Source organism: Mesorhizobium sp. B2-6-1, assembly GCF_006440475.1.
Lineage (GTDB): Bacteria > Pseudomonadota > Alphaproteobacteria > Rhizobiales > Rhizobiaceae > Mesorhizobium.
Genome location: NZ_VFUH01000003.1, coordinates 36301 through 57783, shown reverse-complemented (window position 1 = coordinate 57783; position 21483 = coordinate 36301). Strand labels below are relative to the sequence as shown.

The window sequence follows — 21483 nt, the reverse complement described above, 5'->3', positions numbered from 1 at the left end:
ATCAGTCACCCGACCCAGGTTCCGGCGAAAAATATTTCGCGAGCTTGTCCGCTTCGCCGTCGAACGCCTTGGCGTCGGCGGGTGGATCGCGCTTGATCGCAATATTGGGCCACACAAACGCATACTCGGCGTTCAGCGCGAGCCAATCGTCGAGACCAGGCTCGGTATCGGGAAAAATGGCCTTCGCCGGGCATTCCGGCTCGCAGACGCCGCAGTCGATGCATTCATCGGGATGGATGACGAGCATGTTCTCGCCTTCGTAGAAGCAGTCCACCGGGCAGACTTCCACGCAGTCCATGTATTTGCATTTGATGCAATTGTCGGTGACCACGAATGTCATTCGGTGGCCTTCAGACCAAGCCGTAGGTCATATCGAAGGGAATGCGATGGTCATCGATAGCCCGCACGCCAGCGGTGTTTTCAGCCAGGACGATCGAGGCTTTCCGCTCCTGCTCCGACAGATACGTTCCCCACAGGGTGACCACGCCGTTGTTCACGATCACGTCCGAAGTCGAGGGCCACGATTCGGATCGCAAGGCATCGACAATCTCCATCCTGATGCTGCTGTCGTCATGCAAGGCCGGAGCGCGCCACCCTTTCCTGGCAATGACCAGCGCTCGCACCAGATTAGCGCGACTGACGATCCCAACCACCTGCCCGTCGCGCAGCACTGGGACACGCTTGATCCGATTGTGCTCAAGCAGGATTGCGATCTCGGCGACTGGCGTACTCTCGACCACCGTCGCAACCTGCTGTGTCATGACGTCGATCACATGATCGGAATGAGATTTGACATAGTCTTCCGCCTGAACCGCGTTGTTGGTGAATAAATGAAGCCACCAGGAACGACCCTGCGGTGCTGTTCCGATCTCCGCCCGGCGGATCAGGTCTCCTTCACTGACGATGCCCAGCAGCGCACCTCGATCGATCACCGGCACGGCGCTGATCCCGTGCGACAGAAGAATATCGGCGACCTCGTCCACCGTACTGTCAGGCCCTACCGCGATGGCCGGCGACGTCATGACGTCCTTGGCGATCAGCATTTCGTTCTCCTTCACCGGCCTGCAGGCGGCAGTACCGGCGGCAAGGTCGTTCCAGAGCCTTGCCCGTTGCCAGCATGGAGATGGATCGCGCGACAAAACTCCCTTGCATGGAAAGCGTACGCTTCCAGATCGGCCGGATCGCCAGCGAACAGCCCCATGTCCTCGGCTTTGTGGAAGAACCAGGGAGCGGGCAAACCAGGATCGAGCGCGTTCACGGCAACGGCCGCAAGCAATGGCAGGCCTTCGTCCGCATCGTCGTCCATCAGTTGTTCGAGTGCACCCTGGATCACGCCTGTTGCTTGCGAACCAACCATGCTCTTGGCCAGTCTTGCATAGGTGATCGGCAGCCGGGTCCGTGCTTGCAGGAGCAGTTCCTCGCGCAGCCGGGTTTTGAGAGCATTGTCATCCACGGGTACGATTGGGATGCCGTCATCTGCGTCAGGGCGATTGGCAGATACCATTCGACCGACGACATGACGCCGAATGTCCGGGCCAGAAAGGATCCTGCCGAAATCGTGTTCAAGCCTGTCCATTATTGTCATTGCCGAGCCCAAGGTGCCCTTCGCGCGATATCGCCAAACAGTCCCCTAGCGTTGAGACCTGCTGGCTGGCACCCAATCTGTCGTTTCGCTACGCACGAGCTTCACTCATCCTTATCTGCAAGACAAACGAAATTTATTGCCGCTTCAGCACAATTATTTTGCATCATGATTCGATCGCGGTGAGGGGCGCAACCCTTTCCTTTTCGGATTCGATATGCATTTTTTACGGACGCGGCCGTCGCACTCCCAGCGTCCTGGGTTTCAGCAGGCGGCAATTCGCTCCCAAAGCGATCCAGAAGGAGATTTTGAGGATGATCACTGGTGCTCAATGCCGTGCCGCTCGCGCACTGGTCGAATGGACCCGTGAAAAGCTCGCCGGCAATTCAGGCGTGGATGCGCTGGTCATCGAAGAATTCGAGCGCCGGATCAACCTTCCTGACCGAGATATCTGCGACACGCTGCAAACCGCGCTTGAAAGCGCCGGCGCCGTTTTCATTGCCGAGAACGGCGGCGGTATTGGCGTTCGCCTGAAGCTCAACCGCTCGGAAGTCAAGCGGATCGGCGTTCTGGAGAATGAAGGCGGCATTGTCGGAACAGATGCCGTTCCATAAGCAAGACCTTCGGGGCCCAATGAATTCATGGTCGCAGCCCGTCGCTGGACAATCCAGGATCGGCATCGGCTTGATAGTGCACACAAGGGAGATGGCTCTCATGACAGTTATCTGGGACGATCTCACCAAGGAGGAGCAGACGGCACTCAAGCGAATGAACCGCGGACCCTACCCATCTCTATCGAAAGCCTTGGCCGAACGTCTTGTCTTTCTCGGGCTGGCTGAAGAAAGACCCAGCGGGACCGGGATAAACCGGGCCGGAAGAGAGCTGGTGATAAGAACGTTGCTTGGCGCCCGCTCTGACTAGTTTAGGATTGATACCCGCCAAACTGCACCGAGGTGGCTGACTTGACTTCCCGGATTGCTTCACCAACTATGGTCCTATGAACGCCGCAGTCAGAATTCGTCGCGATTTTCTTTTCCGGGTTTGCCCCATAGCGGGAATGTAGCCCCCGGCTCGGCTGCCATGCGTGCCCCGAGCCGAGGGGCGGTGCGATTACCCACATGGGATGGTTCCGCAGGACCTCAAGCCTCCGGAGCATTGGCGTTCCATCAAGATTTTCACGAATTGGCTCGATTCCGGCACCCTCCGTGGCGGCTGGTCCGAGCGGAAGCACGAGTATTCAAATGCAAGACAACACGAAAACGCGGCGCAAGCCGAACATCCGCATCTCACAGTCAGACCATGCGCGTCTGTCGGCGGTTGCGAGCACCGTGGCCGCGCGCAATCCGGAGGCCTCCGATGAACTGCTCGCCGAACTCGAGCGGGCACGTATCGTCGCCGATGATTGGGTCTCCGCCGGCACCGTCCAGATGGGTTCGACGGTGACATTCAAGCCCGATACTGGCAATGCCAAAACAGTCACGCTGGTTTTTCCTGGCGACGCGGACATCTCCGAAGGCAAGGTTTCAGTCCTCACGCCGATCGGCACGGCCCTGATCGGCCTCTCGGCCGGACAGTCGATCATGTGGACAGCGCGCGATGGGCGCCGGCACAAACTGTCGGTGCTTGCCGTAGGCCAACCCGCTGCGGAAGGCGATGCAGTCGATCGGCGCGCACCAGCGTCTTCGGCGATCCCGGCAGACGCCTAGACATGGGCGTTTCCACCCGTCTCCTCAATCACGCAGGCAGCCTGATCGCGGGAGTGTGACCCCTGCGCCGGCCTGTTCTGGTCCGGCACAGGGGTAGCTTCCACATCCGATCAAATGCTTGACGCCGGAACCCTTTCACGGGTCCGTCTTGGAGACGCACCATGCCCACTATCGATAGCTGCCAACTGACCACCAAGGACTTCACGATTCTTGAAATGATGCAAGAGCGCCATCCCCGCGGCGATGCCTTGTCCGTTGTCCTTCAACGGAAGATTTCGAGCGCAATTGTGATGTTTCGAGAAGACATTCCGCCAACGGTCGTGACGCTCAGCACCCGAGTGACCTATCGTGTAAACGACGGCCCTGCCGAGACCCGCATCGTCGCACATGACGAGATGCGCGGTCTGGTTGGCATGCTTTTGCCGATCACCAACCCGCGCGGCCTGGCGCTGCTTGGTCTGGCCGAAGGTCAGTCCATGTCCATTCCGACCGCGCAGGGCGGCCATGAAACGCTGACTGTGCATGAAGTGGTCTACCAGCCGGAAGCGGCAAGGCGGGAGAGATTGGAGCTGGCGGGGGATGCAGCGCCGGACCCGTGGCGACCGAACGGACCGGTTTTGCGCGTCGCCCATCACTCTGATGAGTCACAACCCAAAGCGGAAAACAGCGTCATGGCGGCTTTCAACGACGGGTTCGACGACCCGGGGCCGTCGGCCGCCTGAGGCCTCGACTATCCAGAACGCTGGGAAAGCGGGTAGACAAGCGTTCCGTCGAGCCTTGCCTCCACACCGTCGGTGAGCTTCGCCGGCTCGACCTTGTCATGGCCCATCAGATGAAAAACGGCCTCGCCACGACTGATCAGATAGTCCGCGACGATTCTTCTGTGGCAACGCCACCAAAGCGTTTCCGAGCACATGATGGCGCACCGCTGCTGCCTGCCAAGGGACACAAGCCGCTCCAGACCGCCATGAAACTCCGCTGACAGCGCGTAGTCGGCGTAGTTGTGAAAACTCTGGTTGAGCCAGAATGCGTTGAGCGTCGGTGGAATGGCGTGCGCCCTGCCGCGCAGGCCGCCAAGCTCGGCAATATGCTCATATCCGATCGCGAAATCCGCAAGGCTGTCCGGCAGCGTTTCGCTGTTGAATTGCGGATTCGCCCGCGATCGCCGCATGGTCCTTATGTCGACCACGAGCGTAATCTCGCCAACCCGCAACAGGGCGACGAATTCGGCGATCGACCGGGTCGAGTGGCCGATGGTGTGGAACGGATAAGGCATGTTCGATCAATCCATGGCGGTGGATTTCTTTCCGGCCGCATGATCAGTGATTTGGAACTGACAGAACACGGTCATTTCACCACCTGCTTCAATCCACGTAGCGCCTCCTGTACGTCGGTTCGCGACGCGCTTGCATCCGGATAGACTGCATAGGCCGGATAGGTGAATTCCGGCGCGCCCTCCACGACCTCCAGCTGCCCGGCCTCGATATGGGGCGCTGCCGCGCCCCTACGGAAATAGCCCATTCCGCCGGCGCGCAGAATGTAGCTCAGCCCAAGCGGACCAAGGCCGACCATTAATCCCGGCTCGCCGAAGGCAGAGGAACTGGCGCCATGTTGGGCCGCAAACAGCGGCCCCCAATCGACATAGACATAGTCCCTTGAGGCGTCCAACTCTGAGTCTCTGTCCGTGCTCCGAACCAAGACGAGCTGCTCCTCCACGAGGAGCTCCACCCTGAAGCCTGGCAGCAGCTTCGGCGCATAGAGCACCGCGATGTCGAGAACGCCAGTCCTGAGCTGCTCGAGGAGCTGGTCCGGCACGCCGACCTGGGCTTGGATGGCGATTTCCGGCCTGGCCTTCTTCATCCAGACCAGCCAATCGAGCAGCAGCGGGTTCCACAGGCTGAGCTCCCCGCCCAGGGCAACGACGCTTGTCCGTCCCGATGGGATGGCGAGCTGGTGGCGTGCTCGTTCCCAGATTTGCACGAATGATTGCGCGAACCGCTCGAACTCCCGGCCCGCCTGCGTCAACTGCGCACCATTGCGATTGCGGACAAAGAGCTGACGTCCGAGCTCTTCCTCCAACGTGCGTATCCGCGCGCTGACAGTGGTCTGGGTGACGTGGAGTCGGTCGGCAGCTCTCAGAAAGCTGCCGGAATGGACGATTTCCAAAAACGTGCGCGCGCGGTCGATGTCCATGCTGGTTCCCGATTAGTGCAATAATCTTGCATCAATACAGCATTTAATTCCGTTTGCCTTCCTGTTTTACGCAGCGCAACGTCCACGTAGGCGAGGGTCTCCGCTGTAACGGATATGGAGCGTGCGATGTCTGATCAGGAGGATGTTTGTCCGGAGACGAGAGAATACGCCTCTCCACCATGCTTTATGCATGAGCTTGTCCCGGGGTACGGCACTGAGCCGGCCGTTCAGGACGCATGGCCCGATGTCTGTCGATGGCGCAAGGCGGAACGCAAGCGTCTAATCGATGAGCGTCTCGCGATCGACGCCGAGGAACGCAATGCGAGGTCTTTACGCATCGCTTCCGTTCTCGACCTGGCCGTCGGTCGGGTGAGCGGGCGGATCGTCAGCGGCTATTGGCCGTTCCGCGGTGAGCCCGACCTCCGCAACTGGGCGATAAAGGTGATCGAGCGCGGCGGGCGGATTGCGCTTCCAGTCGTCATCAAGAAAGGCTGGCCGCTGGAGTTTCGCATCTGGGGGCCGGGAGACCCGCTCGAACGCGGAGTCTGGAATATTCTTGTCCCCTCTCATGGACCTGCCGTCCAACCGGATGTGGTCATCGCGCCCGTTGTCGGTTTCGACGACGCTAACTATCGCCTGGGTTATGGCGGCGGCTTCTTCGACCGGACCCTGGCCGCGGCGCCCAGGCGGCCTCTCGTCGTCGGCGTCGGTTACGCCCGTAGCAGGATCCGAACCATCTATCCGCAGCCGCACGACATTCCGATGGATGCGATCGTCACGGATGAATGAAAGAGCGCAGGCAAGACCTAGCCCCGTGTGACGGCGGATCGCAGGTGCCGTCCATGGTTGAGGCCGTCTTGCCTGCCGGAAGAGGAGAGCAGGAAGCACATCATGTCCAATCCAGCCTCGACCTTGGATGATCACAAGCCCCGGTTTCTCGTCCGATGGCTGTTCTCGACCAACCACAAGGATATCGGGACGCTTTACCTGCTGTTCTCGATCATGGCAGGCGTCTTCGGTACGGCGCTTTCCGTGTTGATCCGCATGGAGTTGCAGGAACCGGGTTTGCAGATATTTGGCGATCCGGGCGTCTACAATGTCGTCGTCAGTGCCCATGGGCTGGTCATGATCTTTTTCGTGCTCATGCCGGCGCTGATTGGTGGCTTCGGCAACTGGATGGTGCCGATCATGATTGGCGCACCCGACATGGCTTTCCCCCGCTTGAACAACATCTCGTTCTGGCTGCTGGTGGTGTCATTCATCCTCTTCATCACCTCGATGTTCGTTCCGGGAGCGCCCGGTACGCTCGGCCATGGCGGCGGCTGGACGCTCTATCCGCCTTATTCGACGGATGGCCAGCCAGGTCCCGCCGTCGACCTCGTTATTCTGTCTATCCACCTTTCGGGGGCCTCCTCGATCCTCGGCGCGATCAACTTCATCACGACCATCTTCAACATGCGCGCACCCGGCATGACCATGCACAAGATGCCTCTGTTCGCCTGGTCGATGCTGGTCACCGCCTTCATGCTTCTCATGTCGCTGCCGGTGCTCGCCGGCGCGGTCACCATGCTGTTGACCGATCGCAATTTCGGGACGACCTTCTTTTCGCCGTCCGGCGGCGGTGATCCGATCCTCTACCAGCATCTGTTCTGGTTCTTCGGCCATCCCGAAGTCTACATCATGATCCTGCCTGGCTTCGGCATCATCAGCCACGTCATCTCGACCTTCGCCAAGAAGCCGATCTTCGGCTATCTCGGCATGGCCTATGCAATGGTGGCAATCGGCGCGATCGGCTTTGTCGTCTGGGCGCATCATATGTATACGACCGGCCTGTCGGTCGACACGCAGCGCTACTTCGCCTTCGCATCGATGGTCATCGCCGTTCCAACCGGCGTGAAGGTGTTTTCGTGGCTGGCGACCATGTGGGGAGGATCGATAGAGTTCAAGACACCCATGATGTGGGCTCTCGGCTTCGTCCTGCTGTTCACCATTGGTGGCGTCACTGGCATCATGGTTGCGAACCCCGGTATCGATCGCGTGTACCACGACACTTATTTCGTGATCGCTCACTTCCACTATGTGCTGTCTTTGGGGGCGGTCTTCGCGATCTTTGCCGGCTTCTACTACTGGTTCCCGAAGATGACCGGCTACATGTACAGCGAAACGCTCGGCAAGCTGCATTTCTGGCTGATGTTCATCGGCGTCAACCTCGTCTTTTTCCCGCAGCATTTTCTGGGCATGGCCGGCATGCCGCGACGTTACGCCGACTATCCCGATGCTTTTGCCGGCTGGAATTTCGTCTCGTCGATCGGTTCCTACATCTCAACGGCCGGGCTCGTCGTTTTCTTCATCGCGGTTGCCGAGGCCTTCAGCCGCAGACGCCCAGCAAGCGCCAATCCTTGGGGCGAAGGGGCGACCACGCTGGAATGGCAACTGCCATCGCCGCCGCCCTTCCATCAATGGGAGAAGCTGCCGCACGTTGCCTGAAATTCAGCTCCGGTTCCGAACCGGCGCCTGCTTCGACATTCTGTCGGGAGAACGTCATGAACGAAACCACAGATCCAAACAACCAGATCCTGCTCGTGGCGATCATAGCGTTTTATTGGGCATTGCTGGGCAGTTGGGGCCAAACTCTGCCGCGCTCGGGCAACGACAAGGCCAAGCAGGACGATGCGCCGACAGAGCAGCGAACCGGCAGTATCGACGATATATCCTATACGGACACACGCTTGGATGCGATCCGAGAGATCGACCCAACTTTCGACCTTGCCGCGTTTCTGACCGGTGCCAATATGGCTTATGAAGCTATCCTGCGCGCGTATGCGGACAGCGACATCCCAACGTTGAAGCGTCTCGTCGGGCCGGAAGTGCTCGATATCTTCGGACGAGCGATTGCCGGCCGCCGGGATCGGGGGGAGATGCTGCAACTCACCTTCATTGGCACGAAGGAAGCAAAGGTCGTCGACGCTCTTGCGGAGAACGGCACCGCTGAGATTGCCGTTCGCTTCGTTTCCGACGTGGTCAGCGTTACACGCTCGGCCAACGATGCGATCGTCGCCGGCGATCCCCAGCAGATCGTTGAGGTGATCGATACGTGGACGTTCGCCTGTGACACCCCGTCAACAAAGCGCAATTGGATGTTGATCGCCACGGAAGGCGAGTAACGAGTGCATGCTCATCCGATGCCTGCCTGACAGCCTTGTCAGGTCAACCCGGAGCGCTCGAGCCGCGCGGAATTTCAGCTTTTGACAATGTGCATCCACGATTTGTGTATCACGATCAAATCGGCATGACCGGTTCAGTCGATCATTCTCAAGCCGCGAGCGGGTAGCACCGCCAAAGATCCACTCCCTGAACCTGCTGTAGCCTCAGGCGCCGGATATGGTCAGATCCGCATGCATCGCATCGGCCACATCAGCGATTGATCCACCATCAGATCTTTCCGGAAACACGTCAGCCTTCGCCCTTACGCCGTGGCTCGAAAGGAAGGCGACGATATTGTTCAGGCTGTTCCAGGTTTCATCGGTCGCGGCATCCTCGATCGTGATTATACCAGCCTCCTGAGCCATTTGAAAAAGGGGCACGGCATCGGTAACCGCGCGCTTGGCTTCACGCCTATCCTTCCATCCGACAAGAATCTTGTTGATGCGGAAATTTTCCTGGCTGGTCGAGGCGACGAAGACAGGCCGTCCTGCCTGAAGGATCAGGCTACCGAGGTCGGGTGGAACGACGAAAATTGCCAGAAGAGGCGCCCTCGGGCGACGCTGCGACGATGCCGGCTTGGCCAAGGGGAAAACGTCAACAGACACCCTGCCGCGCAACGCGGCTTCACAACGCGACAACCCTCAAAGCCGGAGGTCTACCTGCACAGTTTCAAAAAAGTCGATGATGAACGATGGTTGTGGTGAGAAGTACGCCGGCCGACGTGATCGTGAATGTCCTCCCTACTCGAACATGATCCGAGCGGTGCCTCTTTTGGCAATCAACAGTCTCCGAGCCTCTTGGATCCGCTCAGCCTGTTGTTTGGAATAGGGACCCATTGGCCGAGTCTTTTCATCGCCGCGACGGACCCTGCAGTACCAGCGGCCCCTGTCCGAAAAGATTTCGACCGAGGTCGGCGCCTCATCGGACGCTTCCCTGGCCACACCGGTAGCGAACTTGACGATCTTTGAATGAACCGCGTCCAATCCGTTGGTGGTGCTCGGTTCCTGTTGCACTGTGGACATAAGTCGAACTCCTTTCAGTCACAGCGACGCACCGCTGCGCCATACGGGTTGCGCTCTCTACGGATCGCGGTGCCCAAGAGCGCTTGCTACCTTGCCATTTGGCGCTCCATTTCCATCTCCGCCCCTAGACTTTCGATGTCACGGAAGATCGAAGCGACAGCCAGCGTGCGCCCTTCGCGCTTGAAGCGCAGCAGGCAGTCCCTGGCACCGATGTCTCCATCGACAGCAATCTCGTCCCATTGCCCGGCATGGCCGACATAGTTGATGGGAACGTCGTAGTGCTGGCTCCAGAAGAACGGCACGGCCGCGAATTTCTCGCGATGGCCGAGCATGTTCAGGGCCGCGGTTTGCCCCTGCCTCTCTGCAACCACCCAATGCTCGACCCGAATGTTCTCGCCAGTGTGAGGATCCGGCCACCGCGCAATGTCGCCGGCCGCGAATATGTCCGGTGCGCTCGTCTCCAGAAAGGCATTTACGGCGACGCCGCGGTCAAGAGTGAGCCCCGCCCTTTCGGCAAGCCCGGTCCGCGGACGCACGCCGACGCCGGCGACGACGAAATCCGCCGTCAACATGTTGCCACTGCTTAGTTTCACTTTGTTGCCGTCGATGCTGCTCGCGGTGTCCTCGAGATGGAACACGACTCCATGCTCCTCATGGAGTGCGCGGATGAAGTCACCCATTTGCGGACCGAGGGCCCGTTCCATGGGTCGTTTATCCGGCGCCACGACATGAACGTCGATATTGCGCGCGCGCAGCGCTGCGGCAACTTCCAAGCCAATGAAACTGGCGCCAAGCACGATGGCGCGGCGCGCAGTCGTGGCTCGCTCGATGATCACCTTGCAATCTGCAAGCGAGCGCAGCGTGTGAACATGTGGCTGATCCGCGCCGGGGATGGAGAGGCGCACCGGTTCGGCCCCCGTGGCAAGTAGCAGTCTATCGTAAGGAATCCTGCTTCCGTCAGCCAGAATGACCTCGCGAGAACGCAGGTCGATATCGACGGCCTTCGTATCGAGACGCAGGTCGATGTTGTTTTTTGAATAGAATTTCTGGCCGCGCAGCGGAATCCAATCCTCCGGAGCCTTCCCTGCGAGGTAGTCCTTGGAGAGATTCGGCCGGTCGACGGGCGGCGCATGGTCGTCGCTGATTATGACGATGCTGCCCTGGTACTGCTCTCGCCGCAGCATTTCGGCCGCCGCGAAACCGGCCGCGCCGCCGCCGACAATGACGACTTTCTCGGGGACCCCGCCCGCGCTTCCGCCGCGCGGCTTCGGCGCCGTCCGTTTGAGTTTCTCGCCCACGAATATCCGCCCATCGCGCTGTTCCACCGACCAGCAAGCGAGTGGATTGAAGGCAGGCGCTCGCAAGGCCTCGCCTGTGCGCAGATCGAAGCAAGCGTGGTGCCACGGACATCGAATGGAATCCGACACCACAAGACCGTCACCGAGCGGCCCGCCGTAATGTGTGCATGTCGCGCCGATGGCGAAGATCTCGGCCCCGCGGCGCACCAGCAACACCTGCTCGTCGCCGCAATGGCCGACAAGCTTTCCGCCATCGGGAAGGTCGGACAGCGCGATCCCCTGGACCAGATCCGGTCCGTTTGATTTGGTATCAGCTTCAGCCATATTCTCGTCCTTGGCGATCCGTGTCAAAACCGCTCGTGCGGCGAGGCGGCACACTGCTTCGGGGTACCTTCTGCCTGGCTAGTGCGCCTTCAGATTCTCAGCATTATCCGCGCCGACATTCCGACTGCGTCATGTACTGGGCTGAGTGGCTCAGACCGCAGTCTCCCGCTCTCGCGGACATCATGCAAACGAATTTAATCGATAGTTGAGTGCAGTTTTCATGATGGCTTTCCCTCCGCGATTCCACTGCGCACAACTACAAGATCGCCTGCCCAGTCTTTCCCCAGTCGGCAAGAAACGACTTGAGGCCCTTGTCGGTGAGTGGATGTCTGGCGAGGTTTCTGAGTATCGCTGGTGGTACGGTCGCGACATCCGCGCCTGCGATCGCCGCCTGTTTGACATGGAGTGGAGTGCGAATTGAGGACGCCAGGATTTCCGTCGTGAAGGATTTGCCGTTGTCGTAGATCGCACTTCAGGTTCGGGAGCGACTCCGGCTGGCACGGTCATCTGATGAGGCGTTGGCGACTCTCGAAACTGAGCCACATCGGGAATTCCCCGCCAATTTAGATACTTCCGGCCTCGGGCCTGGGGTGATGTCCAGGCAGTTCGGAAATGCCTAGGATTAAGGGCTCGTCATTCGCCGCTTGGTCGGACAGACCCATTTCTGGTGCGGCATCACGGCGTCTTGCCACGCAATAAGATAGATTGACAATATATCTTATATAGAGGATCACATCGAAGAGCGAACCAAGGCTTCAGCCAGCTTGCGTCGGAGAAAACAGGAGCTTCGGAATGACCGCGAACGGTCGAAGCAAGAGAACAATCGTGGTCGACGGCGTGCCATTGCCCAACATACTCGACGAGGCAATGATCCGCGGTGTAGTCCACGGGTTTTATGACGAAATTCGCCGTGATGACCTTCTCGGTCCCATTTTCCACGATCGGATCGAGCCAGATAAATGGCCGCAGCATCTGGCGAAGATGTGTGACTTCTGGTCCGCTACTCTACTTCGGACATCCCGATACGACGGCAGGCCACTGCCGCCGCACCTGGTCATAGCCGGCCTCGGCGCGGCGCATTTCCGTCGCTGGCTAATATTGTTTCGGACAACGGTGCGTCGCATTTGCCCGGCCGAGGTGGCGACGCTTTTTATGGATCGCGCGCTGCGAATTGCTCACAGTTTCCGTCTCGCGATCGCCTTCAACCGCGGCGAGACCACGATCGGCATCGAACCTATCGTCGAGAGAGACTTGTGATGCACGACCGGTTTGTGAGTGGTTCCTACAATGCACAGCGATCGACAGGGAGCCGTGATTCATGCGGCTGACCAGCTTTTCGGATTATGCATTGCGGATGCTGATGTACACTGCCGCCGCCGGTAGCCGGCTTATAACGATCGAGGAGGTTGCCCGCACCTTCAACGTGTCGAAGACGCATCTGAACAAGGTCGCCAACACCCTGACCCGTGGCGGCTATATGAAGGCAATCCGCGGCCGTTCCGGTGGTCTCATTCTCGGGCGCCGGCCTGAGATGATCCGGATTGGCGATGTCGTGCGGTTAACCGAGCCGGATTTCGCGCTGGTCGAATGTTTCGCGACCGGAAACCTATGTGTGCTAACCGCCTCCTGCAAGCTTTCAGGCATGTTTGACGAAGCGACAGCCTCCTTCCTGAACGTCCTTGACCGCTACACGCTCGCCGACATCACACTGATGCCCGAAGACTTCCTCGGCGGTCAGATACCACCCGTTCGCACCGGGGCGACACGCAAGACCGTATAATGTTGCGCGGCTTCGACGCGCGCTGTTTTTGCTCGGATGTGAGATGGGCCATGGCTGAACCAAAGAAGAATGATCAACAGGTCACAAAGGACATTGATTCTGATATCGACCCGGACAACACTCTGCTGCCGATGCTTATCGGTGGGCTTGTCCTGATAGTTATCGGAGCGATCATCGTGATGATGTTTGTGTAGTTTCGCAACGATGGCGTGTGACTTTATCGGCCCGGCTGTTGTCTGGGCGCCTGCAACCCCAATTGCGATTTGGCGGATGGAGAACTGTCGGCCGAGGAGGGGAAGTACAGAGCGCGCGACCGGCGGGCGCTTGGACAGCGCATAGCCGGCGACGATGAGCTGCAGGAGGTATATCGTCGTCTGCGCCAGCCCGGCCCCGATGATCCGGCAGAGCCGATCTCCACGGCCGAGATGCGGCGCAAGCGCCTGCTGCTCACCCCGCGGAGACGTACGTCGTCATTGAGTTCAGAACTTGCATTCCGCTTCGTTAAACTACCATTTCGCACTGCTCTTGTTCCGAGCCCCTCATGACGTCGGCGTACCGTTTTGGGTTGAAGTGCAGATAGAGAAACGCTGTGACGGTCACGCAGCCGAGATGCATGATCCATCCGCTGCTGAAGCTCCCGCTCCAGCCATGCAGGAGCGCGGTGGCGAATGGACCAAGCGCGGCGATCAGAAAACCGCCGCCCTGCATCAGCGCAGCCAGCGCGCCCGCCTGCTCCGGGCGCGGCAGATGATCGAGCGCCGTGACGATTGCAAGCGAGAAGCTTCCGCCAAGACCGGCCCCGCATATCCCCACCCACAGAAGGGGCGACAGTGCGGGAAAAACCGCAAGTCCGGCAAAGCCCGCCGCCTGCAGCAGCAGCGTCAGCCAGAGCCAGGGACGGCGGTCGATGCCTCGACGCGCCAGGACAGGCAGCACCAGGGCCGAAGCCGCCTGGCAAATGGCCATCACGGCCACAAGATTGCCGCTGGCGGCACTGCTCCATCCTTGCGCCTGGTAGTAGGGCGCAAGCCAGGCGACCATAGAGGAATAGCCGGAGTTGACCAGGCCGAAGGCCGCCATCAGAACCCAGGTCCGTGGGCGGCGAAGCAGAAAACCGGTCAAGGCGCGATCGGGTCTTGAAGCCTTGGCGTCGGACAGGACGCGGAATGCCGCGCACAGCGCAATGGCGGCGGGAGCCGCGAGCCAGGCAAGGGCTGCCCGCCAGTCGTATCCGTTGTTGACGAGCAGGGGCGCCAGACGTGCGCCGAGCGCCCCACCGCCCATGATCATGCAGGAATAGAGGCCGGTCACGGCGGGTGTGCTGGTCGGGAACTTTGCCTTGATGATCCCCGGAAACGCGGCCTGGATGAAGGCCACCCCCGCCCCGCAAAGTGCCGCCGTCAGGATCAACGACAGGCCGCCGGGCACGACAAGCCTGAGCAGCGAGCCCGCTGTCAGCACCGTTAGCGCCGCGAGCAGGCCCCGGCGCGTTCCGACGGCCGCCTGGATGCCCGGTGCAACGAACGCACCGAGGCCCATCAGCAGCATCGGCAACAGCGTCAGCATGGCCAGGCTGCCATAGCCCATCCCGGTGTCGGCCACGATATCGGCCAATATCGGTCCCGGCGCCGTCAGAAAGGGACGCAGGTTGATCCCGATTAGCACGACGAGGGCAAGCAGGGTCCATTGCCTGTCGGTTGCAGGCTGCGCGGTCATCGACATTTTCGCGCTGTTCATCTGGCGCCCGCTTGCACCAGCAGGGTTATCATCTGCGCATAGCCGTTCCTGCGCGCGTGCCGCAGCGGCGTCGCCCCGTCCTTGTCGGCGAGATTGACGTTGGCGCCGGCCTCGATCAGCCGCCTCACGATCTCGACATGACGCTGCCCGCCATCGCCGAGGATGATGGCCTCCAGCAACGCGGTCCAGCCGAGCTTGTTGACGTGATCGACATCAATACCGGCATCGATCAGCGCGCCGACGGTGTCGACATGTCCGCGTTCGGCAGCCGGAATGAGCGCGGTACCGCCATAGCGATTGGTGCTCTTCAGGTCGGCGCCGTGCGCAAGCGTCATCTTCAGGATTTCGAGATGCCCGCGCGCGCCGGCGTAGAGATATGGACTATCCTGGATATCGTCCTTGGCGTTGACGTCCGCGCCAGCCTCGATGAGAGTCCTGGCAGCGCTGACCTTGTTGCCGTGGGTCGCGACGAGAAGAGCCGTGCGGCCGTTCTTGTCGCGCGCGTCGATCCGGGCCCCCTCGGAAACAAGCATCTTGATCATGGAGACATCGTCATTTGCCGCAGCCGAGTGAAGCCTTGTCTCATTCATGTTCTGCCCCAACGCTATCAATGGAATGCAGGCGACGATGACGCCCAAAAGTCTGCGCTCGATCATCGGCATCAGCCCCCCGACAGGCCAAGGGTGGAAGCCGGGCAGGTTGCCGCGGCGAGCGAAGCTGTCATGCTCCGCCGAGAGGTGGCGAAAGCATCCTGCCTGGGACGGAGCTCCAGGCCGACGAGCAATTCCGCGAGCCTGACAGCCGCCGACACCCCTTCGACGACCGGGACACGGTGAAGGCTCGCCAGTCGCCTCGCCATGTCGGCCATGCCGGCGCAGCCAAGCACGATGGCGTCGGCACGATCGACCCGCAGCGCCTCCTGGATTTCTTCGCTGATGATCGACAAGGCCGCCTCGCCATTAGCTTCCAGCGCCAGGACGGGAATGCCGCTCGCCCGCACGGTGGCGAATGGCGAAAGGCCGTAGCGAACCAGATTGTCCTCGAGAATGGGAACGGAAACCGGCAAGGTGGTAATCACCGTGAAGCGCCTCGCCACGATGCTGGCGACACGGGCGGCGGCCTCGCCTATGCCGATGACCGGCTTGCGCGTCAGCATCCGCGCGGCGTCGAGTCCGGTATCGTCGAAGCAGGCGATGATATAGGCGTCCACGGCGTCACTGCGCTCGGCCCCTTCGATACGGTCGAGAAGACCTGGGACCGCCTTCGCGCCATCGATCGCGCCTTCGATAGAAGCCGGGCCGCTGTCGTTCTGCATGGCGATGATTTCGGTGCCCGCCTGCGCGGTTAGCCGCGCCGCGACGGCGATGGATCCCGTCATCGACACGGTCGAATTGGGATTGATGATGCCGATGCGTACCATGCGAAAATTCCTATAGCCGCCGTCCGATGGAACGTGCATCGCTGCCGTTCCGCATCGCTGATGGGACTGTCTCGATATTGAAGCCTATTCGATCAGATCCGTGTCGCGGCTGTGCCGCCAGAACCGGTCCGGGGTCCTGAGCAGATCGCGCAGGCCCAGCCGCTCGATCATCAGTTCCGTCTCCCGCTGCGCGGCATCGAGCACGGCATCCTGATCGATATGAACCGGCTTGCGGTCTCGCAACAGCACGCGTCCGCCGACCAGCACGGTGTGGACGTCGTTGCCGTTGGCAAAATAGGTGACACGGAATTCCGGCATGTTGGCCGGGTAGAGATGCGGGCGCCGCAGGTCGACAAGAATGACGTCGGCCTTCTTGCCGGGCTCCAGCGATCCGACCTGATGGTCGAGGCCCAGGACACGCGCGCCGTCGATGGTGCACATCTCCAGGGCCTTGCCCGGCGGAAGCCAGCTCGGATCGTGGAAATGAGTGCGATGATAGTGCATGCATTGCTGCATGTGACGGAACATGTCCGCGGAGCGGTCCGGCGCGGTCGCATCGGAGCCGATGGCCACCACGACGCCAGCGTCGAGAAGTTCCGTGACCGGGCAGCGCGCGAGAATGGCGGCCACGGCGCTCGGATTGTGCACGATGCTCGTGCCGGTTTCGGCGCAGATCGCTATTTCTTCGTCAGTCAGGGCGGTCGCATGCGACAGCAGTGTGCGCGGCCCCAGAATGCCGATCTCCCCGGCGATCTTCACGCTGCCCTTGGTATGACCATCCTGGGTGAAGATCAGGCCGCGCTGTTCGGCGATCTGCCTGACCTTGCGCGATTGCGCGATGGCGTCCCCTGCCCCGGGACCATCGAGATGTTCCTGATGCATGGTCGGCGTCAGCAGGGCGAGATGCAGACGATCCTCGTGGGTGCCGTGCCAGCGGTCGGCCAGCTTTTGCGAGGTGGCAAGCTGCTGGTCGAACGACACCGGATAATCGGTACGGCTGGCGCCCTTCCAACGTGCATAAGTCAGGGGGTGCGGCGGGCGCGTGGTGCCGACGGCGACCACTGAGCGCGTGCCGATGCCAAGCACGCCTTCCATATGGGCGTTGCCATAGGCCGGATCGTCGGTGCGCATGACCGAATCGCCGCCGCCAAGCAAGGACACGCCGGTCGTCACGCCGAAACGCAGGCGTTCCAGCGCGGCAAGCTGCGCCTCCGCATGCCAGAATTCCGGCGTCGAACCCACCGTATAGGCACCTTGGCATGCCCTGTACCAGAGGTCGCTGCGGCCGCCGCCCATCGTCTTGATCAGCCCGTGCCCGGCATGGGCGTGGCTGTCGACGAAGCCTGGCATGACGGCCATGCCGCGGGCGTCGATCGTCTCGCGCGCCGGATGGTCCCGCGCCACGTCTTGCGAAGCGCCGACGGCCACGATGCGGTCTCCCTCGATGGCTACGGCGCCATCGGGAATGATCCGCCGATCGGGATCGACAGCGATGACGGTGCCGTTTCTGATCAGAATGTCTGCCATCACAGGCTCGCTTCTCTTTTTTCGCTGCAAAGGATGCGGTCGAGCGAAGGCGCGAGGCGCAGGAGTTCGCGCGTGTATTCGTGAGTGGGCGCGGAGAACAATGTTTCGGTATCCGCGAGTTCGACGATCTCGCCGCCTTTCATCACGGCGACCCGGTCGCACATCTGCCGTATCACCGCGAGGTCGTGGCTGATGAACAGCATCGACAGCCCGGCAAGATCTCGTAGGTCCTTCAACAGGTTGAGAATTTGCGCCTGCACCGACACGTCGAGCGCCGAGGTCGGCTCGTCGCAGATCAGCAGCGATGGCCGGGGGCCGAGCGCCCTCGCAATCGCGATGCGCTGGCGCTGGCCGCCTGAAAAGGCATGGGCGAACCGAGAGCCGGCCTGCGCCGGCAGGCCCACCGCCTCGAGCAATGTCTCGGCGTCCAGCCGCGCTTCCGCTGCGCTGGAGGCAAGCTTGTAGAACAGGATTGGCTCCGCGATCGCCGAATTGATCCGCAGCCTTGGATTGAGGGCCGAATACGGGTCCTGGAACACCATCTGGAGTGACTGGCGCACGGTCTTGTCGCGACGGGCGGCCAATGCCGTGCCCTGAAACTCTATGGTTCCCGAACTCTGCGTCACGAGACCGGCAATGGTGTTGGCGACCGTGGTCTTGCCGCAACCGGACTCGCCGACAAGCCCGAAGATTTCGCCGCGGCGCACCTCGAAGGAGACGTCCTTCACGGCCTTGAAGACCGATGCCTTGCGGCCCGGGATGAACGAGCGCTGGCCGTATTCCACGCAAAGATTGCGTACCGTCAGCGCGGTTTCGCCGTTGCGCCCCGCAGCGGTGCCGGTGTTCTTGGAGCGCACGGCTTCGCGCGCCTCCAGTGTTGTCTTCGTTTCCTCGCTTGGGACCGGCAAACGGTCAAGGCGAATGTCGATCGGCGGAACAGCGGCGATCAGCGTGCGCGCGTAAGGTGCCTTGGGCGCCGTCAGCACATCGTGTGTCAATCCACTCTCGACCACGCAACCGTTCTGCATGATCGTGACCCGGTCGGCAATTTCCGCAACCACGCCCATATTGTGGGTAACCAGCAGGACGCCGACGCGGCGATCATCGGCAAGTTCGCGGATCAACTTGAGGATTTGCGCTTGCACCGACACGTCGAGCGCCGTCGTCGGCTCGTCGGCGACGATCAGCCTTGGGTCGCAGGCAAGTGCGGTGGCGATGACGACACGCTGGCGTTGGCCGCCCGACAATTGATGCGGATAATTGCCCAGCCGGCGTTCCGGCTCGGGAATGCCAACGGCTCTCATCAATTCGAGCGCGCGGGCCCTGGCTTCGCGGCGCCCGATCTTCAGATGCGCCAGCATGCCTTCGCACAACTGGCTTTCCACGGTGAAAAGCGGGTTCAGGCTTGTCATCGGATCCTGAAAGATCGCGCCGACGTCACGGCCTGGAATGATCCCCTTGGTGCGACCGGTTCGGATGTCGATCGGCTTGCCCGCTATGGTGATGGTGCCGGAAGCAATCCTGCCGGGAGCCTGCAACAAGCCCATCAGCGCATTGCCGACGGTGGTTTTTCCCGCACCGGATTCTCCCACCAGCGCATGTATCTCGCCGGGCCGGATCGTCAGGTCGATGTCGTCGACGGCAGCGAGAATGCTGCCGTTGGCAAGCGGATATTCGACCCGCAGATTCCTGATGTCGAGTGCGTGTGGCGTTGTGTTTTCCATCAGTTCGCCATCAGTTTGGGGTTGAAGCGATCGCGCAGGTAATCGCCGATTATGTTGACTGCCAGAACCAGGACGACTAGCACGACGGCGGGCATAACGGCGATCCACCACAGGCCAGAGAACAGGAACTCGTTGCCGATGCGGATCAGCGTGCCGAGCGAGGGATAGGTGGCCGGCATGCCGGCGCCGAGGAACGACAGGGTCGCCTCGGTCAGGATCGCGCCCGCCAGATTGATGGTGGCGATCACCATGACGGAGCTCATCACGTTGGGCAGGATGTGCCGCATCATGATGCGGCGGGACGGAAGACCGATGACCTTGGCGGCTCGTACATAGTCGCGGGAAATTTCCACCATGCTGGAGGCCCGCACAGTGCGGGCATATTGCACCCATTCGTTGACGGCGATCGCGAAGATCAGGATGACCGGTGCCCAGCTCGAGACCGTATCGGCGCTCAATTGCGCGCGGGCTATGCCGCTGATCAGAAGCGCGACGAGGATCGTCGGAAAGCTCACCAGAACATCGGCGATCCGCATCACGATGCTGTCGATGATACCGCCGAAATAGCCGGCTATCGATCCCAGCGTGACGCCTATGGCAGCGGCCAACAATACCGCCCCGGCGCCGATCAGCATCGATATGCGCAGGCCGAAGAGGATGACCGAGACCAGATCGCGTCCCTGATTGTCGGTGCCCAGCAGGAAGCGCGGATCGCCACCGTCCATGAACACGGGCGGGATTTCCATGTCGATCAGCGAATATGAGGAGACATCGCGCGGATCGATGGGTGCGATCAACGGAGCGAAGATCACCAGCACCAGCATGGTCACCAGGATCAAGCCAGCGATCATGACCGAGATGGGAGGAAGCCTGCGAGACAGAGATACCTGCGTTGCCATCATTTTGTCCTCAGCCGCGGATCGATCAATGCGTAGAGCATGTCGACGACCATGTTGATCACGACGAACAGGAAGCCGACGAACAGCAGATAGGCCGCGAGGACGGGGATGTCCGGATAGCCGACGGCGTTGGTGAAAAGCAGCCCCATGCCCGGCCACTGAAAGACGGTTTCGGTGACAATGGCGAAGGCGATGAGTTGTCCGATCTGCAGCCCGGTGACGGTCACGACCGGCATCAAGGCATTGCGCAGCGCCAGACGGCCGTAGATGTAGCGGCGGGGCAGACCGCGCGCGAAGGCGAAGCGGACATAGTCCGAAGAGAGCACGTCGATCATCTCGGAGCGCACGAGGCGCATGATCAGCGTCAACTGGAACAGCGCCAGTGTGATCGAAGGCAGGATCAGCGATTTGAGGCCGGAGGCCGTCAGGAAGCCTGTCTTCCAGAAGCCGAGATCGACAAGCTCGCCACGCCCCGAGGACGGCAGCCAGCGCAGACTGACGGCGAAGATCAGGATGAGCAGCAGGCCGGTGACGAATGTCGGCATGGATATCCCGACGAGGGTCAGCGACTGGATCAGCCGCGACAGAAAGCCGTTCGGCTTCAGGGCGCAGAGAACCCCCGTCGGGATGCCGATGAACAGCGACAGGAGGGTCGCGACCACGACCAGTTCCAGCGTTGCGGGAAGCCTGGTCAACAGCAGGCTGACGACAGGCTCCTGGTAGCGAAAGCTGGTGCCGAGGTCGCCATGAAGCGCGCGCCCGACGAATTCGAGGAACTGTACGAAAAGTGGCCTGTCGAGTCCGAGAGCGACGCGCAAGGCATCCTTCTCAGCCTGGCTCGCGCCTTCGCGCACCATCGTGGCGACCGGATCGCCGACGAAACGGAACATGATGAAGGCGATGGCGGTTACGGCAACCATCACGAGGATGGCCTGCAACAGCCGCACCGATAGAATCCGGATCATCAGGAAAAACCTTTCAAGAAGCGCGGATCGAGACAGGCGGGGCTTGCGCCACCGCTGGAGCAGCTCGCGATCCACCACGGATAGCAGGCGCTCCAACCGAGT

Annotated in this window: 24 protein-coding genes and 1 pseudogene; 10 read left to right on the top strand and 15 right to left on the bottom strand. The window is 61.0% G+C overall.

Annotated features, from left to right (window positions below):
* Position 1: 1 nt before the first annotated feature.
* Genes fdxA through FJ443_RS08010 form a run of 3 tightly spaced genes read right to left on the bottom strand, consistent with a single transcriptional unit; the run spans position 2 to position 1576 of the window.
* Positions 2 to 340 (bottom strand): ferredoxin FdxA, encoded by a 339-nt coding sequence (gene fdxA, locus FJ443_RS08020; protein ID WP_140525745.1) that lies wholly within the window; start codon positions 338 to 340, stop codon positions 2 to 4.
* Between the two features lie 10 nt (positions 341 to 350).
* A complete protein-coding gene (locus FJ443_RS08015) occupies positions 351 to 1043 on the bottom strand; it encodes a CBS domain-containing protein (protein ID WP_210239603.1) in 693 nt (230 codons plus the stop codon).
* A gap of 11 nt (positions 1044 to 1054) precedes the next feature.
* Positions 1055 to 1576, bottom strand: coding sequence for a hypothetical protein (locus FJ443_RS08010; protein ID WP_140525743.1), 522 nt, complete (start codon positions 1574 to 1576; stop codon positions 1055 to 1057).
* 2 nt (positions 1577 to 1578) lie between these two features.
* Between FJ443_RS08010 and FJ443_RS31595 the strand changes: the two genes are divergently transcribed.
* The 4 genes from FJ443_RS31595 (at position 1579) to FJ443_RS07990 (ending at position 4010) form a co-directional block, all read left to right on the top strand.
* A complete protein-coding gene (locus FJ443_RS31595) occupies positions 1579 to 2196 on the top strand; it encodes a hypothetical protein (RefSeq protein ID WP_246671102.1) in 618 nt (205 codons plus the stop codon).
* Positions 2197 to 2296: 100 nt separating this feature from the next.
* Positions 2297 to 2503 (top strand): hypothetical protein, encoded by a 207-nt coding sequence (locus FJ443_RS08000; RefSeq protein WP_140500693.1) that lies wholly within the window; start codon positions 2297 to 2299, stop codon positions 2501 to 2503.
* A gap of 320 nt (positions 2504 to 2823) precedes the next feature.
* Complete coding sequence (rnk, locus tag FJ443_RS07995) at positions 2824 to 3288, top strand: nucleoside diphosphate kinase regulator (RefSeq protein WP_140518336.1); 465 nt, start codon at positions 2824 to 2826, stop codon at positions 3286 to 3288.
* A 161-nt stretch (positions 3289 to 3449) separates the two neighbouring features.
* Positions 3450 to 4010 (top strand): nucleoside-diphosphate kinase, encoded by a 561-nt coding sequence (locus FJ443_RS07990; RefSeq protein WP_140663429.1) that lies wholly within the window; start codon positions 3450 to 3452, stop codon positions 4008 to 4010.
* Positions 4011 to 4018: 8 nt separating this feature from the next.
* Here the strand turns inward: FJ443_RS07990 and FJ443_RS07985 are convergent, their stop codons facing one another.
* Together FJ443_RS07985 and FJ443_RS07980 are read right to left on the bottom strand one after the other, a co-directional pair.
* Entirely contained in the window at positions 4019 to 4564 is a 546-nt protein-coding gene (locus FJ443_RS07985; RefSeq protein ID WP_140663427.1) for a DUF488 domain-containing protein, read from the bottom strand.
* A 71-nt stretch (positions 4565 to 4635) separates the two neighbouring features.
* Positions 4636 to 5481, bottom strand: a complete 846-nt coding sequence (locus FJ443_RS07980; protein WP_140518333.1) for a LysR family transcriptional regulator — start codon at positions 5479 to 5481, stop codon at positions 4636 to 4638.
* Between the two features lie 126 nt (positions 5482 to 5607).
* Here FJ443_RS07980 and FJ443_RS07975 point away from each other — a divergent pair, with 126 nt between their 5' ends.
* The 3 genes from FJ443_RS07975 to FJ443_RS07965 all read left to right on the top strand — a co-directional run bounded on the left by FJ443_RS07975 (position 5608) and on the right by FJ443_RS07965 (position 8645).
* On the top strand, positions 5608 to 6270 hold the full coding sequence (locus FJ443_RS07975; protein ID WP_140663425.1) for a 5-formyltetrahydrofolate cyclo-ligase: 663 nt from the start codon (positions 5608 to 5610) through the stop codon (positions 6268 to 6270).
* 102 nt (positions 6271 to 6372) lie between these two features.
* The gene (gene ctaD, locus FJ443_RS07970; protein WP_140663423.1) at positions 6373 to 7968 is read left to right on the top strand and encodes a cytochrome c oxidase subunit I; all 1596 of its coding nucleotides are present in this window, start codon (positions 6373 to 6375) and stop codon (positions 7966 to 7968) included.
* 56 nt (positions 7969 to 8024) lie between these two features.
* Positions 8025 to 8645: a Tim44/TimA family putative adaptor protein gene (locus FJ443_RS07965; protein WP_181165451.1), complete on the top strand. Its 621-nt coding sequence runs from the start codon at positions 8025 to 8027 to the stop codon at positions 8643 to 8645.
* A 204-nt stretch (positions 8646 to 8849) separates the two neighbouring features.
* Here FJ443_RS07965 and FJ443_RS07960 read toward each other — a convergent pair whose 3' ends face one another.
* From FJ443_RS07960 to FJ443_RS07950, 3 genes and pseudogenes are all read right to left on the bottom strand, one after another.
* Entirely contained in the window at positions 8850 to 9269 is a 420-nt protein-coding gene (locus tag FJ443_RS07960; protein WP_140500700.1) for a universal stress protein, read from the bottom strand.
* A gap of 524 nt (positions 9270 to 9793) precedes the next feature.
* Positions 9794 to 11329, bottom strand: coding sequence for an FAD-dependent oxidoreductase (locus FJ443_RS07955; protein WP_140663419.1), 1536 nt, complete (start codon positions 11327 to 11329; stop codon positions 9794 to 9796).
* 256 nt (positions 11330 to 11585) lie between these two features.
* Positions 11586 to 11795 (bottom strand): annotated as a pseudogene (locus FJ443_RS07950) (transaldolase family protein); the annotation flags it as partial.
* Positions 11796 to 12121: 326 nt separating this feature from the next.
* Here FJ443_RS07950 and FJ443_RS07945 point away from each other — a divergent pair.
* From FJ443_RS07945 to FJ443_RS31105, 3 genes are all read left to right on the top strand, one after another.
* Positions 12122 to 12586 (top strand): group III truncated hemoglobin, encoded by a 465-nt coding sequence (locus FJ443_RS07945; RefSeq protein ID WP_140500702.1) that lies wholly within the window; start codon positions 12122 to 12124, stop codon positions 12584 to 12586.
* A gap of 61 nt (positions 12587 to 12647) precedes the next feature.
* The gene (locus tag FJ443_RS07940) at positions 12648 to 13109 is read left to right on the top strand and encodes an Rrf2 family transcriptional regulator (RefSeq protein ID WP_140500703.1); all 462 of its coding nucleotides are present in this window, start codon (positions 12648 to 12650) and stop codon (positions 13107 to 13109) included.
* 50 nt (positions 13110 to 13159) lie between these two features.
* Entirely contained in the window at positions 13160 to 13303 is a 144-nt protein-coding gene (locus FJ443_RS31105; protein WP_181165452.1) for a hypothetical protein, read from the top strand.
* A 307-nt stretch (positions 13304 to 13610) separates the two neighbouring features.
* Here the strand turns inward: FJ443_RS31105 and FJ443_RS07935 are convergent, their stop codons facing one another.
* The 7 genes from FJ443_RS07935 to FJ443_RS07905 all read right to left on the bottom strand — a co-directional run bounded on the left by FJ443_RS07935 (position 13611) and on the right by FJ443_RS07905 (position 21381).
* Positions 13611 to 14846 (bottom strand): cyanate transporter, encoded by a 1236-nt coding sequence (locus FJ443_RS07935; RefSeq protein ID WP_224619935.1) that lies wholly within the window; start codon positions 14844 to 14846, stop codon positions 13611 to 13613.
* Entirely contained in the window at positions 14843 to 15502 is a 660-nt protein-coding gene (locus tag FJ443_RS07930) for an ankyrin repeat domain-containing protein (protein ID WP_140581935.1), read from the bottom strand. Before FJ443_RS07930 ends, FJ443_RS07935 begins: the two co-directional genes overlap by 4 nt.
* Positions 15503 to 15507: 5 nt before the next feature.
* Positions 15508 to 16266, bottom strand: coding sequence for an aspartate/glutamate racemase family protein (locus FJ443_RS07925; protein WP_140581938.1), 759 nt, complete (start codon positions 16264 to 16266; stop codon positions 15508 to 15510).
* Positions 16267 to 16350: 84 nt separating this feature from the next.
* Complete coding sequence (locus FJ443_RS07920) at positions 16351 to 17793, bottom strand: amidohydrolase family protein (RefSeq protein ID WP_140518195.1); 1443 nt, start codon at positions 17791 to 17793, stop codon at positions 16351 to 16353.
* On the bottom strand, positions 17793 to 19517 hold the full coding sequence (locus FJ443_RS07915; RefSeq protein ID WP_140581943.1) for an ABC transporter ATP-binding protein: 1725 nt from the start codon (positions 19515 to 19517) through the stop codon (positions 17793 to 17795). Before FJ443_RS07915 ends, FJ443_RS07920 begins: the two co-directional genes overlap by 1 nt.
* Entirely contained in the window at positions 19517 to 20416 is a 900-nt protein-coding gene (locus FJ443_RS07910; RefSeq protein ID WP_140518197.1) for an ABC transporter permease, read from the bottom strand. The genes FJ443_RS07915 and FJ443_RS07910 overlap by 1 nt, the downstream gene beginning before the upstream one ends.
* Positions 20416 to 21381, bottom strand: a complete 966-nt coding sequence (locus tag FJ443_RS07905; RefSeq protein WP_140500709.1) for an ABC transporter permease — start codon at positions 21379 to 21381, stop codon at positions 20416 to 20418. Before FJ443_RS07905 ends, FJ443_RS07910 begins: the two co-directional genes overlap by 1 nt.
* Positions 21382 to 21483: the final 102 nt, after the last annotated feature.